Annotated in this window: 14 protein-coding genes and 3 riboswitches; of the genes, 9 read left to right on the top strand and 5 right to left on the bottom strand. The window is 39.8% G+C overall.

The window, feature by feature from the left end:
- Positions 1 to 800: 800 nt before the first annotated feature.
- The 3 genes from B3317_RS12395 to B3317_RS12385 all read left to right on the top strand — a co-directional run bounded on the left by B3317_RS12395 (position 801) and on the right by B3317_RS12385 (position 8,722).
- Positions 801 to 4,790 carry a hybrid sensor histidine kinase/response regulator transcription factor gene (locus B3317_RS12395; protein ID WP_291111996.1) on the top strand — a complete coding sequence of 1,330 codons (3,990 nt, stop codon included), beginning with the start codon at positions 801 to 803 and terminating at the stop codon, positions 4,788 to 4,790.
- A 416-nt stretch (positions 4,791 to 5,206) separates the two neighbouring features.
- On the top strand, positions 5,207 to 7,240 hold the full coding sequence (locus B3317_RS12390) for a hypothetical protein (RefSeq protein ID WP_291111994.1): 2,034 nt from the start codon (positions 5,207 to 5,209) through the stop codon (positions 7,238 to 7,240).
- Positions 7,241 to 7,378: 138 nt separating this feature from the next.
- Entirely contained in the window at positions 7,379 to 8,722 is a 1,344-nt protein-coding gene (locus tag B3317_RS12385; RefSeq protein ID WP_414647499.1) for a DEAD/DEAH box helicase, read from the top strand.
- Between the two features lie 76 nt (positions 8,723 to 8,798).
- Here the strand turns inward: B3317_RS12385 and B3317_RS12380 are convergent, their stop codons facing one another.
- The 5 genes from B3317_RS12380 to B3317_RS12360 form a co-directional block, all read right to left on the bottom strand.
- On the bottom strand, positions 8,799 to 9,587 hold the full coding sequence (locus B3317_RS12380) for a formate/nitrite transporter family protein (protein WP_291111989.1): 789 nt from the start codon (positions 9,585 to 9,587) through the stop codon (positions 8,799 to 8,801).
- Positions 9,588 to 9,615: 28 nt separating this feature from the next.
- Complete coding sequence (pflA, locus tag B3317_RS12375; RefSeq protein ID WP_291111986.1) at positions 9,616 to 10,332, bottom strand: pyruvate formate-lyase-activating protein; 717 nt, start codon at positions 10,330 to 10,332, stop codon at positions 9,616 to 9,618.
- Between the two features lie 57 nt (positions 10,333 to 10,389).
- Positions 10,390 to 12,621: a formate C-acetyltransferase gene (gene pflB / locus B3317_RS12370; RefSeq protein WP_291111983.1), complete on the bottom strand. Its 2,232-nt coding sequence runs from the start codon at positions 12,619 to 12,621 to the stop codon at positions 10,390 to 10,392.
- Positions 12,622 to 12,824: 203 nt separating this feature from the next.
- Positions 12,825 to 13,126, bottom strand: a riboswitch (cobalamin riboswitch).
- An 11-nt stretch (positions 13,127 to 13,137) separates the two neighbouring features.
- Entirely contained in the window at positions 13,138 to 13,704 is a 567-nt protein-coding gene (gene nrdG / locus B3317_RS12365) for an anaerobic ribonucleoside-triphosphate reductase activating protein (protein ID WP_291111980.1), read from the bottom strand.
- Positions 13,697 to 15,904: an anaerobic ribonucleoside triphosphate reductase gene (locus tag B3317_RS12360; RefSeq protein WP_291111977.1), complete on the bottom strand. Its 2,208-nt coding sequence runs from the start codon at positions 15,902 to 15,904 to the stop codon at positions 13,697 to 13,699. Before B3317_RS12360 ends, nrdG begins: the two co-directional genes overlap by 8 nt.
- Before the next feature lie 174 nt (positions 15,905 to 16,078).
- Positions 16,079 to 16,326, bottom strand: a riboswitch (cobalamin riboswitch).
- Between the two features lie 239 nt (positions 16,327 to 16,565).
- Positions 16,566 to 16,854: riboswitch (cobalamin riboswitch) on the top strand.
- Positions 16,855 to 17,030: 176 nt separating this feature from the next.
- Here B3317_RS12360 and B3317_RS12355 point away from each other — a divergent pair.
- The 6 genes from B3317_RS12355 (at position 17,031) to B3317_RS12330 (ending at position 22,659) form a co-directional block, all read left to right on the top strand.
- Complete coding sequence (locus B3317_RS12355) at positions 17,031 to 17,825, top strand: threonine/serine ThrE exporter family protein (RefSeq protein WP_291111973.1); 795 nt, start codon at positions 17,031 to 17,033, stop codon at positions 17,823 to 17,825.
- A gap of 2 nt (positions 17,826 to 17,827) precedes the next feature.
- The gene (locus B3317_RS12350) at positions 17,828 to 18,331 is read left to right on the top strand and encodes a threonine/serine exporter family protein (RefSeq protein ID WP_291111970.1); all 504 of its coding nucleotides are present in this window, start codon (positions 17,828 to 17,830) and stop codon (positions 18,329 to 18,331) included.
- 303 nt (positions 18,332 to 18,634) lie between these two features.
- A complete protein-coding gene (dapB, locus tag B3317_RS12345) occupies positions 18,635 to 19,351 on the top strand; it encodes a 4-hydroxy-tetrahydrodipicolinate reductase (protein ID WP_291111967.1) in 717 nt (238 codons plus the stop codon).
- 32 nt (positions 19,352 to 19,383) lie between these two features.
- Complete coding sequence (locus B3317_RS12340; protein WP_291111964.1) at positions 19,384 to 20,898, top strand: S26 family signal peptidase; 1,515 nt, start codon at positions 19,384 to 19,386, stop codon at positions 20,896 to 20,898.
- Between the two features lie 140 nt (positions 20,899 to 21,038).
- Positions 21,039 to 21,998, top strand: a complete 960-nt coding sequence (gene lepB, locus B3317_RS12335; RefSeq protein ID WP_291111961.1) for a signal peptidase I — start codon at positions 21,039 to 21,041, stop codon at positions 21,996 to 21,998.
- Positions 21,999 to 22,005: 7 nt separating this feature from the next.
- Positions 22,006 to 22,659 carry a WbqC family protein gene (locus B3317_RS12330; protein ID WP_291111958.1) on the top strand — a complete coding sequence of 218 codons (654 nt, stop codon included), beginning with the start codon at positions 22,006 to 22,008 and terminating at the stop codon, positions 22,657 to 22,659.
- Positions 22,660 to 23,245 lie beyond the last annotated feature (586 nt).

Here is a 23,245-nt window from a genome sequence, read left to right as displayed (position 1 = left end):
TACTTCAAAGAGCTATAAGCTAAAGGCTATCGGCTTATTTATATAGATAAACTTTTTTAAAAAGATTAAGAGCCTGTTCAAATTTCCCACGTTTATTTTTAGTCTCTTTTTGTCTGATTTACCCCATAAATTTAATGAAGAAACATCATGATTATTCTCCGGATAGGTATCTTTGTCCTGACAAATACCCGGTAATACTGATAGGCTGAAAAATGAAGACGGAAATAAACTTTTTATTATTTAAAGCGATTGGATTTAGTTTTAAAAATTTAAGTTGGTAAAAGGCTCTTTTCCGGGTAAATATTTATCTTTCTATAAGCGGTTTCTCAAAACCAGTCCCGGGAGAAATATAAAAAGAGATAGTCTCTCCGTATAAAGCATCTGGTAAAAATATAGAAGGTTGATCTAATGTAATATCAAATTTAACCTGTTTATTGATATATCAATCCCTCAATTTTGAAGAGTTGATAGCCTTAGGTTGGTATGGGATGAAAATTTCATTATAAGGGATGATATTTTCATTTTGGGATAATATATAGCAATACATTTGCGTATAGGTCATTCGCACTCATATCGTTAACCAAATAAAAAATCTCTTGCCTTATTTTTGTATCGGACAGTGGAGGCTAAAAAGGCCGGGAGAAGAATCGCAATATGTAATAATCAAATAACTCTTTTAGAAAGGCCTGCATTCAAAATGGAAAAATATCCGGACTATTTCACTAGAAAAATCTCCCATCGACCTGGATAAATCTGGATAAAATAAACGTAAATAGCTAATATATAATCTATATCAGATTATGAGATTGAATACCCTCAAGTTTTTTCTCTTGTTGTCTCTGTGTCTTTTTTTTACAGATTTTTCCTCTCAAACGACTCAATATTATTTTAGTCGTTACGGGATACAGGAAGGGTTGTCGCAGAACACTGTCAATGCTATATTGCAGGACCGGACAGGCTTTCTCTGGGTAGGAACTAAAGATGGACTAAACCGGTTTGATGGCTTTTCTTTTCGGATATTTAAACGGGATATTCTCGACAAAAACAGTATTGGTAATAATTATATAAAGGTCTTGCATGAAGATAATAGGGGTAAAATATGGGTGGGAACCGATGCCGGTATATATGTATATAATCCATATACAGAGCAATTTAAACAATTTCTTGTACAGGCAGATAACAAAGAGGTTATCAATAAGACGATATCGGCAATAGAAGGGAATGGATCATACATTTGGATTGCAGTCGAATCTCAGGGGATTTTCTGTTATGATGTACAATCGGGTTTACTTAAGAACCACAACCTCAAAAAACATCATATATCATCTAATATTGAGTGTCTTAAAGAAGATAGGAATGGTGTTTTATGGCTGGGAAGCTATGGGGAAGGATTGTTTTACTCGGAGAATAATCTGAAAACCATTAGCGAGTTTACAAATGATAAAGGAGAAAAGGTCTTTTGCGATGACGTTATTCTCAAGATTATCCAGGGTGCCTATAACTGTTTGTATGTTGGTTCGGTAAAAGGTGGCCTTAAGGAGCTTAGCCTTTCTTCAGGGAAGGTGCGGGATTTGTTGCAAATAGATAATGACAACGAGAAGATTTTCATTCGTGATATAATGATAAATTCGGATAACGAATTGTGGCTTGGGACTGAATCGGGTATATATGTTTATAATTTACGAACCAATAACTACCTGCATTTGGAAAGTTCTTTTTACGATCCCTATTCTTTGTCAGATAATGCCATCTATAGCTTATGCAAGGATAGGGAAGAAGGTATCTGGATCGGTTCGTACTTCGGCGGGCTGAATTATTATCCGAAGCAATATACATATTTCAACAAATATTATCCTACGGATACTTCTAACGGCCTGCGCGGTAAAAGAGTGAGAGAATTTTGCGCAGACTCTTCGGGACTTATCTGGATCAGTACTGAAGACGGGGGACTTAGCAGCTATAATCCACAGACGAATAAGATTTCGTTTTTTGAGCCCAGTAAAGCTTTTTCCAATGTTCAATGCCTTTTACCCGATGGTGATAACTTATGGGTGGGTACATTTTCGAAAGGAGTAAAAGTAATAAACAGAAATACAGGGCATATAAAATCTTATAATAAAGGAAATACACCTAATTCATTAAACGATGACAATATTTTTGCCATGCTGCGTACATCTGATGGGACTATCTATTTGGGCACTTTGTTCGGGCTGCTTAAATATAATAGGGCGACTGACGATTTTTCTGCAATTCCGGAGCTGAATGGTAAATTTATATATGATATTAAAGAAGACAGGCACGGAGACCTCTGGCTGGCTACTTATTCCGATGGAGTTTTTTGTTATGATATAAATAAAAAGAAATGGAAAAACTACCTGCATAATGAAACGGACCAGAAAAGTTTACCTTACAATAAGGTGACAAGTATATTTGAAGACAGCCGGCACCAAATATGGATTACCACACAAGGCCGTGGCTTTTGCCGCTTCGACCCGTCAACAGAAACTTTTATAAGATATGATGAACGAAACGGCTTGCCCAATGATGTTATATATCAGATTGTAGAAGACGATAAAGGTCTTTTCTGGATTACATCTAATAAAGGGCTCATTTGCTTCAACCCGATTGATAATTTTATAAAAAATTATACAGTGGTAGATGGGATTCTGAGTAATCAATTCAATTACAGGTCGGGATTTAAGTCTGAGGATGGAAGTCTTTTTATGGGGAGTATAGATGGTTTTATAAAATTTGAGCCGAAAGATTTTTCCGAAAGTAAATATAAGCCAACTCCCGTTATAACCGATTTTCTATTGTATAATAAAAGAGTTGTTGTAGGGGAGAAGAAATCTCCTTTGTACCGGAGTATTATCTATACAGATAGCCTTATCCTCAACTCAAAGCAAAATTCGTTCAGTTTTCGCGTAGCTGCTTTGAGTTATCTGTCTCCTCATACAAATATTTTGAAGTATAAACTCGAAGGGTTCGATAAGGATTGGCTATCTATGACCGAAAGTTCGCTAATCAATTATTCTAATCTCAAATACGGAGATTATATATTTCGATTGAAGATATCTGCCCCTACAATGCCCTCAATAGAGAATGAGAAAATACTTTTTATAAGAATTTTACCACCTTTCTATTTGTCGCGATGGGCATATATCTTGTATATTCTGATATTTGTCTCCTTTATTTACTATACCGTATATAATGTAAAGAAGCGCGCAGCGATACGTGAACGAAGGGAGATGGAGAAATTTGAGCAGCAGAAAGCATTGGAGATATACGATGCCAAGATCCGTTTTTTTACTGACGTTGCACATGAAATACGAACCCCCCTGACGCTAATAAAAGGGCCTCTGGAAAATATTCTTTTAGCTGATTATATAGACGATATGATAAGGGATGATTTGAATATAATGAATCATAATACGGATCGTCTGTTGAATCTGACAAATCAGTTGCTTGATTTCCAGAAAATAGAGAGTAAAGGTCTTCAGCTTAGTTTTACCGAATGCAATATCTCTGATATTTTGCGGGGTTGCTATCTGCAATTCAAACTATCAACCCAACAGAAGAATTTGAATTTTGTGCTTCATTTGCCGGATGAGGACTTGTATGCTCATATAGATAAGGAAGCATTTACCAAGATAATCAGTAATTTGTTCAGTAATGCAATGAAGTATGCGCAGACGTATATAGAGGTAAAACTGGATGTTAATGACGAAAAAGGAGAATTGCGGATGGTTATAAAGAATGATGGAAATATCATATCGCCGGACATGCGGGAAGAAGTTTTTAAGCCTTTTGTAAGGCTCAACAATTTTGAAACCTCGAAGCCATTGCCGGGGACGGGAATTGGGTTGGCATTATCCCGTTCACTGGCAAAACTTCATCAAGGGAGTCTATATATAGAAGACTATATGGACTGCAATAGCTTTTGTTTAGCATTACCTATGATCGCTTATGATGAAAAAGCTCTTTCACCTCCCTCTATAGTTCAGCCGGAAGATTCTTCTTCAAAATTGGCAATACTGATTGTCGAGGATGATCCGGAATTACTTGCTTTTATTGTAAGGCAACTGTCGGCATATACCATATTTATGGCCACAGATGGAAAAGATGCATTAAATGTGCTTGACTGTAATATTGTGAATCTGATTATAACTGATGTTATGATGCCGCATATGGATGGGTTTGAATTGTGCCGGATATTGAAGTCAAATATTGATTATAGTCATATACCCGTTATCCTTCTCACGGCAAAAACGAATCTCCAGTCCAAGATAGAAGGATTGGAAGCCGGTGCTGATATGTATATTGAAAAACCATTCTCGGTGGAGTATCTGAAAGCCTGCGCATCAAATCTGATACATAATCGGATAAAGCTGAAAGAAACTTTTGCCAGTTCACCTCTTGTGGCGGCCAATTCCATGGCATTTACCAAGGCTGATGAAGACTTTTTGAAAAAGATGAATGAAATTATACTTGATAATATTGATAATCCTGAATTTAATATGGATGATATGGTTGGGACCTTACATATGAGCCGGTCTGTTTTTTACAGGAAGATCAAGGGGATTCTGAATATGAACCCGAATGAATATTTACGTCTCGAACGTCTGAAGAAAGCGGCGGAACTATTGCTCGCCGGAAACAGTCGGGTTAATGAGGTCTGTTATTTGGTCGGATTCAATTCACCTTCATATTTTGCCAAATGCTTTCAGAAACAATTTGGTATTTTACCTAAAGACTTTGTCAATAGTAAGAAACAAATGTCTAGAGATTGAATGGGTGAAACAAAAGTTGTATGAATTGGAATAATTATTTTGTATTGATTATTTCATATTTTTCATCTTTGTAGGGCTTTTATTCGCTAAATATTTTGAAAAATACCTATTCAATTCTGACTATTAAAATAATATAGCTGGCTGATACTCTATGCAGGATTTAATCGCTTTTTGTGAAGGCAAGTGCGTAAAAGGCCTGACGGGCAATCGAAGCCGGGAATTTAACTTCATAACTGATATATTTATGTCAACAAAATTATTTACTTTTCGCAAGAGTCTATGGGCTGTATATACGGGTTATAATGCACGTGAGACATATCCTCATCACGATCTGCCCGGATTTCTGTCTTTAAAGAAAAGAAATATTAATAGTTCCTTTGAAAGACATCGGGGGAATCAAACTTCATAATCGATATATGTTAACAAAATTATTTACTTTTTGTATCAGTCTATTGACTGTATGTGCAAGTTATGCCACGACGCATCCCTTCAGATTAAACGCAAGCTTGTCCGTAAAAGTTCCGGGTAATCCTGCAGTCAGCTATGAGTTAAGAAAGAATGAAGCCGGTAACGGAAGGTATAGTATGGAACCCGGCAAATCGTTACCTATACATATATCGGGACAAATAAATGAAACGGATAATAAAATCCGGATCAAAGTATCTGTCACAGCCGATGAAGATACATACTTTAAGTATTCACAGAATATATCCACAGGATATATACATTCCAATTGCCAGTTTCTGATGCCCGGGTTCTGGTATCGCCGCAATTTACTGTCTCCGAAGGAAGCTCCTTCGTTTCACACATCGTCCGGCTGGACGGTGAGGGAAGACCGCCTGAGTACTCCGCTCACGGGTATCTATAATGAGAAAAGCGGGATGTATATGACTGTAACCCGTATCGACCTTCCGGAATATGATGCCCTGACTACTCACAAAGAAGGTGAGGTCATTGTCTCGGGGAGAACCTCTCTGGGCTATACCGGATTTGAGGAAATAAAAGGCAATGCAAATCTTTCATTCGGTTATCCTTTTCAGGAAACGCCTAAAAGCTATATCCGGAAACTGACATTAGCTCCGGCTATAGAAGCTTTTCAGGAAATAAAGAAGGGAGAAACGATCAATTTGGAATGGGAAGTGTTTATGGGGCAAGCTGCCGATTATTCAGATTTTGTGAAGCAGGTGTGGGAATATAGCTACGATACCTATCAGCCAAAGCCGCTTGATGCTCGATATTCTTTTACTCCCGAAAAGATGAAACAAACGATAGTTTCGTATTTTGCCGACAGTTTTGTTAGCGATAAAGAATTGAAATTCTCTTCCGGAGCACATCTTATGGTTGCCACTTGTAAAAAGAACGGAATTGCAGAGGTCGGATTTATCGGACGGGTATTACTCAATGCGTTCAATGCTTATGAATATGGAGAACTGAATGGGAGATCAGATCTGGTGAATAACAGTAATTCAGTATTTTTGAGTTATTTAGAATATGGTTTTACCAAAAATGGCTTTTTCAGGGAATATGTCGATCAGGATGCTGGAAAAGAAACGGATGTGTTCAGCATACGCAGGCAGTCCGAGGGCATATATGCTATGTTTCACTATCTGCAATACGAGAAGGAAAAAGGGCGAAAACATCCGGAATGGGAAGCCCGCATAAAAACCATTTTAGACAGGATACTTCGTTTACAAAATGAAGATGGAAGTTTTCCCCGTAAATTTAAGGACGATTTTAGCGTTGTCGATAAAAGCGGGAGTAGCACTCCATCCGCTACTCTGCCTCTGGTAATGGCATATAAATACTTTGGTGATGTTAAATATCTGAAAAGTGCAAAGAAGACAGCCGAATATCTGAAAACAGAATTGATAGATAAGGCAGATTATTTTTCATCTACTCTCGATGCCAATTGTGAAGATAAAGAAGCATCTTTGTATACCGCCTCTGCAACCTATTATTTAGCGCTTATCTCGAAAGGTGAGGAAAGACAATATTATGCCGGTCTGTGCAGGAAGGCTGCATATTTCACCCTGTCGTGGTACTACATGTGGGATGTTCCCTTTGCCAAAGGTCAAATGCTGGGAGATATCGGGTTAAAAACCCGCGGATGGGGAAATGTATCTGTAGAGAACAATCATATTGATGTATTCATTTTTGAGTTCGGTTCGGTGTTAGACTGGCTTTCAATCGAGTTTGAGGAACCTCGTTTCGGAAATTTTATAAAAGTTATACGTTCTTCTATGGGACAGCTGCTTCCATATGAAGGGCATATGTGCGGTATTGCCAAAACCGGCTATTATCCCGAAGTAGTGCAGCATACGAATTGGGATTATGGTAAAAACGGCAAAGGCTTTTATAATGATATTTTTGCTCCCGGATGGGTTGTCGCTTCATTATGGGAATTGATGAGTCCCGGAAGAGCTGAAGAGTTTCTTCTGAAAGGAAAATAGAAAGGTATATTAATGAAATAGCCTGGCCCATTCTGTATATTCAATGTACAAGGTGGGTTGGTTATTTATTTGTCTATATCCTTAGTATTGAAAAATATGCTATTAGTTTCTATTGATTGGTTAATACCTTACCTTTGCATAATGAAAACAAAAGATCAAACAAACAGCATATTATCTAATCTGGGAATTGAAGCTCTGAATCAAATGCAGATTGCTGCCCGGGATACGATCATTAATAAACAAAATACGATCCTGCTGTCTCCTACAGGTTCAGGAAAAACACTTGCTTATTTAATGCCTGTTCTCCGGTTATTAAAGGAAGATGTAAAAAGCGTGCAATGCCTCGTTATTGTCCCTTCCCGTGAATTGGCCCTCCAGATAGAGCAGGTCTGGAAGAAAATGGGAACAAGATTTAAAGTGAATGTTTGTTATGGAGGACATTCCATTGAGACGGAACTTAATAATTTGAGTAATCCTCCGGCTATACTTATAGGAACACCGGGCAGGCTGAAAGACCATTTGGCGCGAAATTCCTTTAGTACCGGTTCAGCAAAAATATTAGTATTGGATGAGTTTGATAAATCCTTGCAACTGGGCTTCCAGGATGATATGAATACGATTATCAGCCAATTCCCAAACTTGCAGAAGAGGGTTTTACTTTCTGCAACATCCGATGTAGAGATTCCTGATTTTGTAAAGATGGAATCACCTGCGATTCTTGATTATACACAAGAAGAAAAGAACGATACTCTTTCTATTAAACTTGTCCTGTCTCCGGAAAAGGACAAGATAGAGTCATTGCTTCAGCTTATATGTTCCCTCGGTTCCGAGCCGGCGCTTATCTTCTGTAACCACCGGGAAGTAGCGGAACGCATCAGTGATTTATTAAATAAGAAAGGAGTACAGACCGGATATTATCACGGAGGGATGGATCAGGACGACAGGGAAAAAATTCTTATTCAATTTAGAAATGGTAGTCTGAATTATCTGGTTACAACTGATTTAGCCGCCAGAGGACTGGATATTCCGGAGATGAAACATGTAATTCATTACCATCTTCCTTCCAAAGAAAGTGAATTTGTTCATCGCAATGGCCGTACAGCTCGTATGCATGCTTCCGGGACAGCATATATTGTATTGTATAAAGAAGATAAAACTCCGGATTACATCCCTGAAAATACGGATATATTAGAGTTAAAAGCAGGAAACCCTTTACCGAAGAAGCCCGACTACAAAACAATCTATGTGAGTGGGGGAAAGAAAAACAAGTTGAATAAAAGTGATATTGTCGGCTTCTTTTTGCAGAAGGGAAAGCTGGATAAAGCCGATCTGGGGCTGATAGAAGTGAAAGACTTTATCTCTTTTGTAGCTGTCCGTTTTCCGGCTGTGAAAACACTTTTGTCTAATATTAAGGATGAAAAAATGAAAGGTAAGAGATATAAGATAGAGTTGGCGAGGAATGTTATAAAGAAAATTGACTGATTAGTACTAATCATGAGAATAACAAGCAGGCCTTTACTTTATAAAGTAAAGGCCTGCTATCTTAATATATTAAAGATCATTTTTTTCTTGAGTACAGGTACCAATAAACACATCCGACTAATACAGCCCCTCCGATAAGGTTGCCCAGTGTGGCAGGAATTAAATTATGAAGAATAAAATCACTCCAAAGGATATCCGCACCCGAATAGATAGCTGCGGGAATGAAGAACATATTGGCTATGGAGTGTTCATAACCTAAAGTAACAAAGAGCATGACAGGAATCCATATACCTATACATTTCCCTATAATATCTTTTGCTGCATATCCCATCCACATTCCCAGACAAACCAGCCAGTTGGCTCCGATTCCTTTGATAAAGACGGTCATAAAGTCTTGGTTTACCTTTACTTCTGCATAGTGATGCAGGTAATGTTGCCAGGGGTCTTTATCAAATAGTCCGACTCCTGACGAGAGCAGATAAGCGACTACCTGAGAACCTACAAAGTTGAATAGGTAAGAGAGGATAAGGAGCTTAATGAGAGTAAAAGTCTTTAGTCTCTTCTCCAATAGGGGAAGTGTAAACGCTGTACAGTCACTGGTAAATAAATCTGCCCCGGTGACGGATACTATAATAAGCCCGACAGGGAAAAGCGCCCCGGCAATAAATTTAATCAGTCCGGGATTATCTGCACCTACTCCGGGCATTCCCCCTGCAACCATAACCGAGAGCAATCCGCCGAAGGCAATAAATACTCCTCCGAGTATGGCTATCAGACTGAATTTGGATAATGGTAAATCGCTTTTATAAATACCTGAATTGGCAAACTCCTCTGTGATCTCTTTCGGAGTGTTGTAGTTTTTCATTATTTGTCTCTTAAATTAAGAATAGAGATTATACATTGAGTCCATAGCTTTTGAAAATCGTTTCCGCTTTCTTCAATTCCTGATTTGATGGAGGGTTTATATCCTTCAACTTGTATTCTTGTCCGATCTGCTCCCATTTATGTATTCCCATCTGATGAAAAGGCAGGATATCAACGCGTTCCACATTTTTGAACTGACTTACGTACCGGGCCCACTCATGCAAATCTTCCTCATTATCTGTGAAATGAGGGACGAGGACATACCTTAACCAGACCGGTTTATTTATTTCGGCGAGGTACTCTATAAAGTTGAGGGTAGGCTCAAGAGGTCTGGCAGTTAGCTCTTTGTATTTATCGGGATTTATATGCTTGATATCTAATAACACAAGATCGGTATAGGACAAAACTTCCTCTGTCTTGTCATTAAACAGAAAGCCTGAAGTATCTATGGCGGTATGTATCCCTGCGGTTTTACATAGTTTGAATAACTCCAATACAAATTCCGGTTGCAACATCGGCTCCCCACCGGAAACAGTGACACCTCCCTTTACAAATGCTTTTACTTTTATTACTTCATCTAAAGCCTGTTGAGGTGTCAGTTCATATTTGGCCTCATTTGGCCTCCATGTATCAGGGTTGTGGCAGTAGAGACAGCGCAATGGGCAGCCTTGCATAAAGAATACAAAGCGGATACCTGGCCCGTCCTTGGTGCCGAATGTTTCAAACGAGTGAATACGACCTTTCATATTGAAGAAAATCAGGCAGAAAATTCCTAACTGCCTGATTTATTAGCTTATGTGAGATTAGAACGTAGTTGTAATTGTTCTGTTTATAACATCCAGCTGCTGCTCTTTTGTCAGCTTGATGAAGTTCACAGCATAACCGGATACACGGATTGTGAGTTGAGGGTATTTCTCGGGGTGCTCCATCGCATCAACCAGTAGTTGACGGTCGAACACATTTACATTCAGGTGATGGCCTGTTTGCAAGAAATATCCATCCATCAGTCCTGCAAGGTTCTGAGCCTCTTCCTCACGGTTCTTACCCAGTGTACTGGGAGTGATGGCAAATGTATAAGATATACCGTCGTTTGCATGTTCGAACGGAAGTTTAGCTACCGATGACAATGATGCTACGGCCCCTCTGGTATCGCGTCCGTGCATCGGATTAGCACCCGGTGCAAAAGGAGTTCCGTCGCGGCGTCCGTCTGGAGTATTTCCCGTTTTCTTACCATAAACGACATTAGATGTGATAGTCAATACCGATTGAGTCGGAATAGCATCTTTATACATTTTGCGCTTACGGATTTTTTGCATGAACGTCTCCACTATATCTATGGCAAACTGATCTGTATTATCGTCATTGTTTCCGAAAGGAACATAATCTTTTTCCTGTATATAGTCTACCGCATCTCCGTCAGCATCCCTTACAATACGCACTCTTCCGTATTTTATGGCGGCAAACGAGTCCGCGATGATGGAAAGGCCGGATACGCCAAAGGCTTGTGTGCGTACGATATCTACATCATGTAAAGCCATTTCTAGAGCCTCATATGAGTATTTATCGTGCATATAATGAATAATATTCAGTGCTTTCACATAAGTCTCAGCAACCCAGTCGAGGGTACGGTCAAACTTTTCCCATACTTCGTCAAATTCGAGATAATCGCCCGAAATCTTTTCTACCCAGTGTTTAGGCAATACCTGAGCCTTTGTTTTCTCATCTTTACCCCCATTGATAGTATAAAGCAATGCTTTCGGTAAATTGGCACGGGCTCCGAAAAATTGCATCTGGTGTCCGATTCGCATTGGCGATACACAGCATGCAATACCATAATCATCTCCCAGTTGCGGACGCATAAGATCGTCATTTTCGTATTGGAGAGAAGATGTGTCGATAGATACCTTCGCGCAGTATTTTTTCCATGCTTCAGGTAAGCGGTCGCTCCACAGGATTGTAAGATTCGGTTCAGGTGCCGGGCCTAAATTATAGAGGGTGTGTAGCATACGGTAGCTGTTTTTGGTTACCATCGTACGCCCGTTATTGGTCATTCCGCCGATCGACTCGGTAACCCAGACAGGGTCTCCGGAGAATAGTTCATTATATTCGTTTGTACGGAGGAAGCGAACAATACGGAGTTTCATTACAAAATGGTCGATCATCTCCTGAGCTTCTTTCTCTGTGATGATCCCCTCTTTTAAGTCCCGTTCGATGTAAATATCGAGGAAGGTGGTTACACGTCCCAGGCTCATTGCTGCACCATTCTGGTCTTTAATAGCTCCCAGATAACCGAAATATGTCCACTGGATAGCTTCCTGAGCATTGGTCGCGGGATTTGAAATGTCGAATCCATAATCAGCAGCCATGCGTTTCAGGGCTTTCAGTGCCTGTATCTGTGAATTCAGTTCTTCCCGAAGACGGATCAGATCATCTGTCATAACGATAGGATCGCATTCCTTGTAACGTTTTTCACGCTCGGCAATCAGCCGGTTTACGCCATAGAGTGCAATACGGCGATAGTCACCGATAATACGACCACGTCCGTATGCATCGGGCAGGCCCGTTAATAAGCCGTTGCTTCTGGCGCGACGGATACTGTCGGTATATGCCGAAAATACACCTTCGTTATGAGTTTTACGATATTTTGAAAATATTTCTGTTGTAACCGGATCAAGTTTGTAGCCGTATTCTTCAAGGCTTTGCTGTACCATGCGAAGCCCGCCGTTAGGGAAGATAGCTCTCTTGAGAGGTTTGTCTGTCTGTACACCTACTATTTTTTCCAGATCCTTGTCTATATACCCTGCGCCATAAGCATCGATCTGAGAAGGAATTCTGGTTTCAGCGTCATAAACACCTTTTTCCTTTTCAACCTTAAACATCTCGCTTAGCTTATTCCATAGCTTTGTAGTGGCATCTGTTGCACCTTCCAGGAAAGATTCATCTCCTGTATATTCTGTATAATTTTTTAAGATAAAATCATTTACATCGATTTTTTCTTTCCACTTGGTCCCTTTAAAATCTTTATATGCTTCCATTTGTTATTATTTAAATTCAACTTGGCGTTTCAATAATTAAAAACCGGACATATAGATATATCACAAAAAGCATGCCCAATTTCTTCTAAAAAAGAATAAACATGGCTCTCGGAACTTAAGGAAACAGAAAAAATAATAATGAATCCTCACCTTGTAGTGAGAGAATCTTTTTATGGTTCTCAAGCCTTATTTCCCGAAAGCTTTTTAATTGATCAATTCTGGCAGGTCTTCTGGCTTACTCCATTTTTGAATTGCCTTCCCATCTTTAGTCAGCTTATAGCTATTAGCCATTGGCCTTTAGCTTTTTTACTAACAGCTATCAGCTAATGGCTAATAGCTTATCAAAACAGTGGCTATAAGTTTTGTTCAAAAAATATCAGTGATTAGTATTAACCGTTCACTGAAAAGAGCTTACAGCAGCGGGTCTGCCCGGGATTCTCACCCGGTTCCCTTTTCACCATCCTTTAAGAACATAAAGGATGACACCAAAACCATGACAAAGGTAGATATTTTATCTTAAATTGCTATATGACTGGCAGTAGAAAATTTATTTTGTATGTGTAGATGTGATAATTCCATGCAATGGTTATTATTCCAGATGACGACCGCCGCACTTTTTAATGATTTTCCGACATTGATTAACCGCTGATTGCTGCTACCTCTGAAGATAAGGGATTCATCTTTTAATGATTCAACATATCGCCCGTCTACAAGTACATCTATATAGGGAAGTATCCGGGATAGCCTTTCTGACCTTATGATTTGTTCATAAATATAGCCTGTGTAGCACCAGATATTTTTATCCGTTTCGGATTTGATTCTTCGGGCTAGTTCTGTAAACCCTTCTACCTGCATAAAGGGGTCGCCGCCAGTAAAGGTTACATTCGCAAACTCCGATTCTTTAATTTCCTCCAATAAATTATCGATGGAATATGTTTTACCGTTCTCAATATTCCACGAATGTGGATTGTGGCATCCTTTGCAAAGGTGTGTGCACCCGGCGGCATAGATGGCAGTCCGGAATCCGGGGCCATCTACGGTGGTGTCGTGTACAATATCCAGTATCGATATATTACTATTCATGGACAATACGGTCATTAAGTTCAGCAAGTTTTGCGCTATTCCATCTATCGGTAGTACCCACCAGATAACCCGTTATACGTTGCAGACGGTCTATCTGCATGCTTCCGCAACGGGGGCACTCATTTATTTGTGTAGCGGCATTTTCGTATCCGCATTTCAGGCAACGGTTGCGATTATGGTTGACCGAGGCGTAGCCGATATTATATTTATCCATCATATCTACAACGGTCATAATAGCTTCTGGATTATGAGTCGCGTCGCCATCCATTTCGACATAAAATATATGTCCTCCACGCGTAAGATCGTGATATGGAGCTTCGATTTTAGCTTTGCGATGTGCACTGCATGAGTAATATACAGGTACATGGTTAGAGTTTGTATAATACTCCCGGTCTGTAATTCCTTCAATAAGCCCGAAATCTTTTTTGTCGCGCCGTGTAAACCGCCCGGCAAGTCCTTCGGCGGGAGTGGCCAGTACGCTATAGTTGTGCTGATATTTATCAGAAAATTCATTTACCCGGTCTCTCATATATGTTATCATTTCCAGACCTAGTTTTTGGGCGTTTTCGTCTTCTCCGTGATGCTTGCCGGTAAGGGCAACCAAGGCTTCGGCAAGTCCGATGAAACCTATGCCCAATGTGCCCTGATTGATAACTTTCTCTATTGTATCCTCGCCTGCCAGTTGCTCGCATCCTTCCCATAGCACCGACATTAGTAAAGGAAACTGTTTGGGAGCGGCTGTCTTTTGGAACTCGAAGCGGCGATGCAATTGGAGAGCGGCCAGCTCAAGCATCTGATCCAGTTTCCTGTAAAAGCAGTCGATTCTTTCCTTTTGGTTTTCTATGTTTCTGCATTCCAGAGCAATGCGTACCAGATTGAGTGTAGAGAAAGAAAGATTGCCTCTGCCTACCGATGTTTTCTTTCCAAAACGGTTTTCAAATACGCGGGTACGGCAGCCCATTGTTGCTACCTCATACTCAAAACGGCGGGGATCGTTTTCCTTCCATTCTTCATGTTGGTTAAATGTCGCGTCCAGATTCAGGAAGTTAGGGAAGAAACGATGTGCGCTCACCTTGCATGCCAGTTGGTATAAATCGTAATTCCGGTCTGTTGGTAAATAGCTTACTCCCCGCTTCTTTTTCCATATCTGTATCGGGAAAATGGCTGTTACTCCGTTGCCCACGCCTTCATCTGTGCTGATTAACAGTTCCCGCATGATGCATCTTCCTTCGGCAGAAGTATCCGTTCCATAATTAATAGAACTGAATACCACCTGATTGCCTCCCCGGGAGTGTATGGTGTTCATATTATGGATGAAGGCTTCCATCGACTGGTGTACACGGCTCACTGTACGGTTTATGGCATGTTGGATAATTCTTTCGTCACCATGTAATCCGGTCAGGTCTTTTGATAAGTAATCCTCTATTGGTGTTTCGTAAAGGTGTTTGTAGTCCAGTCCGTTTATCTGTTCCAGCACTTTTATTTCTTCAATAAAACTACGCCTGACAAAAGGTGCCAGATAAAAATCAAAAGCAGGGATGGACTGGCCACCATGCATTTCATTCTGGGCTGTTTCCATGGATATGCAGCCGATCATGCTCGCTGTTTCTATACGTTTGGCAGGACGCGATTCTCCATGTCCGGCATTGAATCCATGCTGAAGTATCTTATCTAATGGGTGCTGTACACAAGTGAGGCTTTTGGTCGGATAATAGTCCTTGTCGTGAATATGTAAATAGTTTCGGCGGACGGCTTCTTTTACTTCCGGCAGCAGCAGATAGTCGTCAACAAAAGGCTTCGTAGTTTCACTCGCGAATTTCATCATCATTCCTGCCGGAGTATCAGCGTTCATGTTGGCATTTTCGCGTGTGATATCGTTCGATTTGGTCTCTATGATTTCGAGAAACATGTCCCGGGTCTTGGCTTTTCGGGCAATATTGCGTTGGTCGCGGTAAGCGATATATTTTTTAGCAGCTTCTTTTCGCGGACTTTTCATCAGTTCCACTTCTACCATATCCTGAATTTGCTCTACGGTCATTTGTTCGTTACCCTGGCAAGAAATAAAATCCGTGATGCGTCTTATCAGGGAAGAATCTTCTCCTTGTTCGGTGTGTAACATGGCTTTGCGGATAGCTGCCATTATCTTTTCTTCATTGAAGCCGACTATGCGTCCGTCTCTTTTTATGACTGTCTGGATCATGGTTGTATTATGTTATAAGTAAAAGAAAGTATTCGACCCGCTTTCGCGTTGTCAATTGTTGATTAATGATACATTGTTTCAATGTAACTGACGGGGATAGAGACCAAAATAGGCGAAGAGAGATTAAAGATGTAAAGTCACCGCATACTCTATTCTATCGCTTTTCTCCCGAAAGCTACGAATGTATACACGGCAGGTCTTCTGACTTATTTCCCGGTTAGGAGCCTTCCCAATGTTCAGTTAATAGTGAGCAGTAAACAGTTAATAAAATGATAACTGAAACTAATGACCGGTAACTGTCGATCAGTGGCGTGAGGGCCTAACCTTTTCTTGAAATTTACAGCTACGGGGATAGTACAGGATTTGCACCTGATTCCCTTTTCATCTGATTTTATTTCAGAACCGTATATGATAACAAAGGTAGATTATTTTTTTTATATGGTTTTCAAAAATGAGATTTATTTATTTTAAAATAATTACTAAGTTTTCCGAAATAAATTGTAAATATCATATTATTAGATAAATAAAATTTTTATATTGTTGAAAAGTTTTCCAAATCGGATAATTTACGATATTAATTTATCTTTATTCCTGATAATTTACCGATAGTTACAGAAAAAAATACTTTCTTAATATATTATTATTCCAATTTTTTATTCCAACTTTGTACTCGATTATTGGTGTTACAAGTCCGCATCTTCGGATAAGTAATGAAAAGGGAATCAGGTGCAAATCCTGAACAGGCCCGCTGCTGTAAACTCTTTTCAGTGAACAGTTAACATTCATTGATGTTGTTTCGAGCGATACCCAATGCCACTGATCGACAGTTACCGGTCATTAGTTTCAGTTATCATTTTATTAACTGTTTACTGCTCACTGTTAACTGTCTGTCGGGAAGGCTGCAAGAAACAAGAGTAAGTCAGAAGACCTGCCAGTAATAGTATGATTTTGTCTTTCGAGGATTAGAGGCAAGTCGGAGAAGTAAAAATTCATGTTCGGACAGAGTTGGTTTTGTGCAATAGTCAAAGTTGCATTGTTTTAGTTATTATGCATAACAGAAATCTCTATGTAAGGTACCGACGGAATTATTTATTCTCCCGGAGATTAATTTTATAAAGCGAACAAAATGGAAAATGTTTCGTCAGAGGACAAAGGTATGCCCGCAACAAAATTTGCCGATCTGATTTTGGAGGTAAGTACGATTCTGTTAGAGTCAGGCGCCCATTGTGAACGTATAAACCGGAATGTGCAGCGTATTGCCGATACGACTTGTTTTAAGGTGGAGATGCTTCTCTCCTTTACTGCTGTATCGGTAACGGTTACAGATCGTGAAAATCCCGAAAATACAGTAACCGGAAACAGGCGGGTGAGGCATCATGGTGCGCATTTCGGCATATTGACAAATACCAGTTTGTTAACATGGAAGCTGTTTGAGAATAAAATTTCGTTGGATGAACTGGAAAATTGCCTGAATGAGATAAAAGCCGCGCCTAAACATCCTGTCTGGCTGATACGCGTTTTTATCGGGGTAGCATGTGGTTGCTTATGTTTGCTTGCCGGAGGCGACTGGATGGACGGAGCTTTTGCCTTTATAGCGTCACTCATGGGGCTTACAGTGCGTCAGGAAATGGTAAAAAAGGGTTTCAATCTGATGATTGCCGTTGTATGTTCTGCTTTTGCGACTACAACGATCTCCGGCATGAATGTATTGTTCGGTTGTGGCTTATCACCTGATATATCGGTAGCAACAGCTGTACTGTTTCTTATACCGGGTGTCCCGTTGATTAATTGTATTATAGATTTGCTGGAGGGATATATACCCACAGGTATTGCGCGTGGGGCATTCGGCGGCTTTATTTTGCTATGTATAGCTATTGGTATGTTTATGAGTATGTCATTGATAGGCATTAATAATTTTTAGAGATGATAATAGATATATTAAGAGATGCTTTTCTGAGTTTTTTTGTAGCAATAGGCTTCGCGCTTCTTTTCGAGACTCCCCGAAAAGCTTTGCTGATTGCAGGATTGTTAGGAGGGGTAGGGCATTGTATCCGGTTTGTGCTGTTGCAATTGGATTATGGTTTGGTCGCATCTACACTTTGCGGGACTGTATTTATCGGGCTTGCCGGTATATATTGCGCTCACCGCATACACACACCTCCTGTCGTCTTTACACTTCCTGCCTGTATTACGATGATCCCCGGATTGTATGCCTATCGTACAATGCTCGGCTGTATCAGGATATACGAAGAGGGGACGGATAATGAAGGTTCGTCATTGCTACAGGATACTGTATATAACTTTATTCTTACCTCTTCGCTATTGTTTTGTCTGGCGATCGGTATTTGCATTGCCGCACTCGTTTTTCGTAAAAAAAGTGTGAAAGATATAAAGAAAATCAGGGATTTGGGTATAAAGATTTTTTGATTTCCAGAGGATGCAGCGAGTGCATCGTAGTGTTAAGAATAACTAATTGATGTAAGAAATCGGAGGTCAGGGCGACTAACCTTTTGTATCTAGGTTAAGAGGCTTAACTAAGTGAAAACTAGAAATTAAAGAAGAATGCCGAATTGCAACTTGTTTTGGCCGATTTGCTTAGAAGGTAGACAAGTAAGCCTTTGGCCTTAAAAAAGCTTATAATCAAGGATTAATTAAAAGGGAAACCCTTTGGAAATAAGTTTTTATGTATATTTGTAAGCTTTAATCGATTAAATTAACAAATACTCAAATATGAATATAGCTCTCATCGGATATGGTAAAATGGGACATGAAATAGAAAAGATAGCTGTTTCGAGAGGTCACAATATTGTATCTATCATAGATGTAAATAATCCGGATGATTTCGGTTCGCCCGCTTTCAAAAGTGCCGATGTGGCAATCGAATTTTCTACGCCAGACAGTGCAATAGATAATTACAGGAAATGTTTTGCCGCACATGTTCCTGTCGTGGCAGGTACAACCGGCTGGCTCGAACATATGGATGAAGTAAAAAAAGCATGTTCGGAGACAGGACAGACTTTTTTCTATGCATCGAACTATAGCCTGGGAGTAAATATCTTCTTTGTGTTGAATAAGTATCTGGCACGGATAATGAATAATTATCCGGACTATGATGTGAAGATGGAGGAGATACATCATATTCATAAATTGGATGCTCCAAGCGGAACAGCTATAACGCTTGCAGAAGGTGTAATTGAAAATATCAGCCGCAAGGAACGCTGGAATCTTGAAGTTGAAGAAAAACAATCAGATCTGGCTATCCATTGTATCCGTGAAGGCGAAGTTCCCGGCATACACGAAATAATATATGAGTCGGATGCCGACATTATCAGCATCAAGCACGATGCGAAAAGCCGGAAAGGATTTGCTTTGGGAGCAGTTATTGCCGCTGAATTTACCAAAGGTAAAAAAGGCTTTCTGGGAATGGATGATATGCTTAAATTTTAAAATAAGGTTGCAAACCTGCTTTTACTTACAATATGGAAAATAACACTAGAAAAGATAGCGCACAGGAAAAACGGAGGCCCGGTGTAAGGCAATGGATATATGCCATCCTTGCCTGCATATTGTGTGTTTTATTTGTTATCTGGACAGGCTACTGGGGAGTATTGATTCTTATCCCGGTTTTTATAGATATCTATATTACGAAATTTATCCCGTGGGGAGCATGGCGCAATGCTAAAAACCCGCATGTGAGGAAAATCCTCGACTGGGTGGATGCTATCGTTTTCGCATTGGTAGGTGTCTGGATCATTAATACATTCTTTTTCCAGAATTACCAGATACCGACTTCGTCACTCGAAAAATCGCTCTTAGTAGGAGACTTCCTTTGTGTAAGCAAGGTTAGTTATGGGGCACGTTCCCCGATGACTCCATTTTCGCTGCCATTGATGCAGCATACGTTTCCTGTTGGCGGATTTAAGTCGTATCTGGAAAAACCGCAGTTGGAATATAAACGGTTTACAGGTACAGGGCATATAGAACGCAACGATATAGTCGTGTTCAACTATCCGTCCGGAGATACGGTAGCGCTTAATTATCAGAATGGAGATTATTACGCACTGGCTAAAAGGGTTGGGCGAGATGTAGTCTGGAGTGATAAAAGGACATATGGAGATATAGTATACAGACCTGTAGACAGACGGGAAAATTATGTGAAGCGGTGTGTCGGGCTACCCGGAGAAACTATAGAACTTATAAATGATATTGTTTACATAGATGATAAACCGATTGCCAGTCCGGAGAATATGCAGTTACTGTATTTTATCCAGACCGACGGGACCGAGATAGCTCCAAAGATATTTGAAGGATTAGGCGCCAGCGAGGATGACTATTTGTATACCAACAGTATGGGGCAAAAAATGGTATATTCTTTTAATCCCATGGGGATAGATGGCGCAGACAGTGTGAGGCTGGTCAGCCTCGGATTTAAGTATAATAATGGCGGTTTCGGACTAGCATATCAGATTCCTCTGACAAAAGCAATGGTTGAAAAAATAAAAGAAAAACCATTTGTACTGACCGTCTTCCCAATGAATGAGTTTAAGAAAAAAGCGGGAATCAAACGTGATATCGGTAATGGCGACTATGTATATCCTATTACATGGGCTCAGGATTGTTATTCAGGTGACTTTCCTAAAATATGGATTCCTAAGCGTGGCGAAACTATAAAATTTGATACAGATGTGGATTATAAAGTTGCGGCTTATATCCGCTGTATCAAAAATTATGAGCATAATGATTTTGACTATCGTGACGGCAAAGTGTATATCAATGGGCAACAGGCCGATTCTTATACATTCAAATATGACTATTACTTTATGATGGGTGATAATCGTGATAATTCTGCCGATTCACGTTCCTGGGGATTTGTTCCCGAAGATCATGTCGTAGGTAAGCCATTGTTTATATGGCTGTCTCTGGATAAGGATAAAGGATGGTTTAGCGGTAAGATTCGCTGGAACAGATTATTTACATCGGGGAACAAAAAGTGAAGCCCCCTAAATCCCCCGGAGGGGACTTACAGGGAGAGTGAGGAAAAATACTTGTTGACTTGTAACTTGTAACTGCCCGTAGGGCGAAGTAACCTGTAACTAATTCAATGTCTTCAAAAAAGAAAAATATATACGTTTATTTGGGCAAAGTAATTCTTGTTACTTTGCTCATTGTTTTACTGGTGCGTAGTTTCTTACTTGAATCATTTTCTGTATCTTCCGCGCAAATGGAAATGACATTGCTGAGGGGAGACAAAATACTGATAAATAAAACGGCCTATGGTATCCGTATGCCGGTAACCTTATTGAGCATCCCGTTCACATTTGATAAAATATTCGGTATTAAGTCTTACTCTACCGCTTTGCAGGCACCATATAAAAGAATTTTTGCACGCGGTGTAGATAGGGGGGATATCGTGCTTTTCAACAATCCCCTGGAGACAGATAAACCACTGGATAAGAGGAGCCTGTTGCTCAGCCGTTGCGTTGCGTTGCCCGGAGATTCCATGCGGGTAGAGAATGGATTGTTTATTATCAACGGAAGGCCGTATTCAGGCTGTCCCAATACAATGGAAGAATACAGTTTTAAGGTATCGGTTAAAAAAGAACTGGACGATATAGCTAAGGAGTTGCAGATATCTGTACCCGTAGGCACGGTGCAGGGCGATAGTGTAATCACGCACTTGAGCAAATACGATGCATTTGTGCTGAATGAAAGTTTATCGGATTCGCTGACGCTTGTTCCCTGCAAAAAAGATACACTGAAAAGCCATACGTTCCTTATACCCTTTAAAGGGAAAATAATAGATCTGGACGAAAATAACCTTATTATGTATAAGCAGATGATTTTGCAGGAACAGGAAGGAAAAGATGTGAAAATTGAAGGGGGAGAACTGTTGATAGATGATATAAGGCAAGTTGATTATACTTTTGAAGACAGTTATTACTGGATGTTGTCAGATAACAGTATTCATTCCACAGATTCACGGTCTATCGGCTTCATTCCGTTCAGTAGTATTGTAGGTAAGGCCAGCCTGATTTGGCATAGCTCCGATGAAAACGGCACAAGGCCGGAACGTTGTTTCTCTTCTATAAAATAAGTGACAGATGGAATTAAATAGCATATACCTTTCTTCTGCATACCTCGCTCCGGTTCAGTATTATACAAAATTTCTTCTTGCCGGCCGTGTCCTTATCGAGCAAAACGACAATTATATTAAGCAAACATATCGTAACCGTTGCACCATCGTTTCGGCGAATGGTGAAATATCCCTGTCTGTTCCGGTCGAACATTCGTCAAAAGATAAGACTTTGATGAAAGATATCAGAATTGCCGAACATGATAACTGGCAGCATATGCACTGGAATGCTATTATATCGGCTTATAATTCGACACCTTTTTTCGAATACTATCAGGACGATTTCTATCCCTTCTATCATAAAAAGTACTCTTTTTTGTTCGACTATAATGAAGAACTAAATAATCTGATTCTTCGCTTATTAGACATAAATCTGCCCCAAATACAATATACGGCGACTTATAAGACCGAATTTGCGGATACGGAGTCTGATTTCAGAGAACTGATTCATCCCAAAAAAGAATGGAAATTGTCGGATACAGATTTTTCACCCGTACCATATTATCAGGTTTTTGAACAAAGATTCGGATTCATAGCCAATATGAGTATTATTGATTTATTGTTCAATATGGGAAATGAAAGCCAGATAATACTAGCGGATTCAGTTAGTAGAAAATTATAAGTTTTGGAGAACACTTTATCTATGTATATAGCTTATAGCTGTTGGCTTATAGCTCTTTGAAAGGATGAAAGCCCTCTAATTGGCTCCGCCGTTGTTTCCCCAAGGGGCAGGGCTCTTAAGTTCTGAATCCTCATATCCTCTTTGTCATGTTGAACGAAGTGAAACATCTCGTTTTTCAGAGTCGAGATTCTTCACTTCGTTCAGAATGACAGCAGAAAACAATATACCAAAGAGGAGAACTTAACAGCCCTGCCCCTGCGTCGCAGGGGATTTGTAATCCCCTGCTTTTTATTATCAGGATTTACAATCCAACAGGCTCTTTAACGGATTATAAATCCTGACAATAGAAACTTTCGAATTGCAAATCCGAAAGGACGAAAGGATAAAAAGTAATAAATAGTGAGTAAATAGATACAAGTAGACAAGGTACGAGATACAAGTTGCTAACTGATGACTGATGACTGAAAAAGCTGTTACCTTTGTTACTTTTTAACTACACATAGTTAATATATGTGAAATAAACAGCAATAAAACAGGAAAAAGTTGTCAGGTTTTAACCAAATATAGTCAATAAACGTAAATATGG

The sequence above is a fragment of the Dysgonomonas sp. UBA7710 genome (assembly GCF_002482385.1).
Lineage (GTDB): Bacteria > Bacteroidota > Bacteroidia > Bacteroidales > Dysgonomonadaceae > Dysgonomonas.
This window is presented reverse-complemented; position numbering and strand designations above follow the sequence as displayed.

Coding starts and splice junctions, on each gene's coding strand:
- B3317_RS12395 (WP_291111996.1), top strand. CDS start 801: ATGAGATTGAATACCCTCAAGTTTTTTCTCTTGTTGTCTCTGTGTCTT.
- B3317_RS12390 (WP_291111994.1), top strand. CDS start 5,207: ATGTTAACAAAATTATTTACTTTTTGTATCAGTCTATTGACTGTATGT.
- B3317_RS12380 (WP_291111989.1), bottom strand. CDS start 9,587: ATGAAAAACTACAACACTCCGAAAGAGATCACAGAGGAGTTTGCCAAT.
- pflA (WP_291111986.1), bottom strand. CDS start 10,332: ATGAAAGGTCGTATTCACTCGTTTGAAACATTCGGCACCAAGGACGGG.
- pflB (WP_291111983.1), bottom strand. CDS start 12,621: ATGGAAGCATATAAAGATTTTAAAGGGACCAAGTGGAAAGAAAAAATC.
- nrdG (WP_291111980.1), bottom strand. CDS start 13,704: ATGAATAGTAATATATCGATACTGGATATTGTACACGACACCACCGTA.
- B3317_RS12360 (WP_291111977.1), bottom strand. CDS start 15,904: ATGATCCAGACAGTCATAAAAAGAGACGGACGCATAGTCGGCTTCAAT.
- B3317_RS12355 (WP_291111973.1), top strand. CDS start 17,031: ATGGAAAATGTTTCGTCAGAGGACAAAGGTATGCCCGCAACAAAATTT.
- B3317_RS12350 (WP_291111970.1), top strand. CDS start 17,828: ATGATAATAGATATATTAAGAGATGCTTTTCTGAGTTTTTTTGTAGCA.
- dapB (WP_291111967.1), top strand. CDS start 18,635: ATGAATATAGCTCTCATCGGATATGGTAAAATGGGACATGAAATAGAA.
- B3317_RS12340 (WP_291111964.1), top strand. CDS start 19,384: ATGGAAAATAACACTAGAAAAGATAGCGCACAGGAAAAACGGAGGCCC.
- B3317_RS12330 (WP_291111958.1), top strand. CDS start 22,006: ATGGAATTAAATAGCATATACCTTTCTTCTGCATACCTCGCTCCGGTT.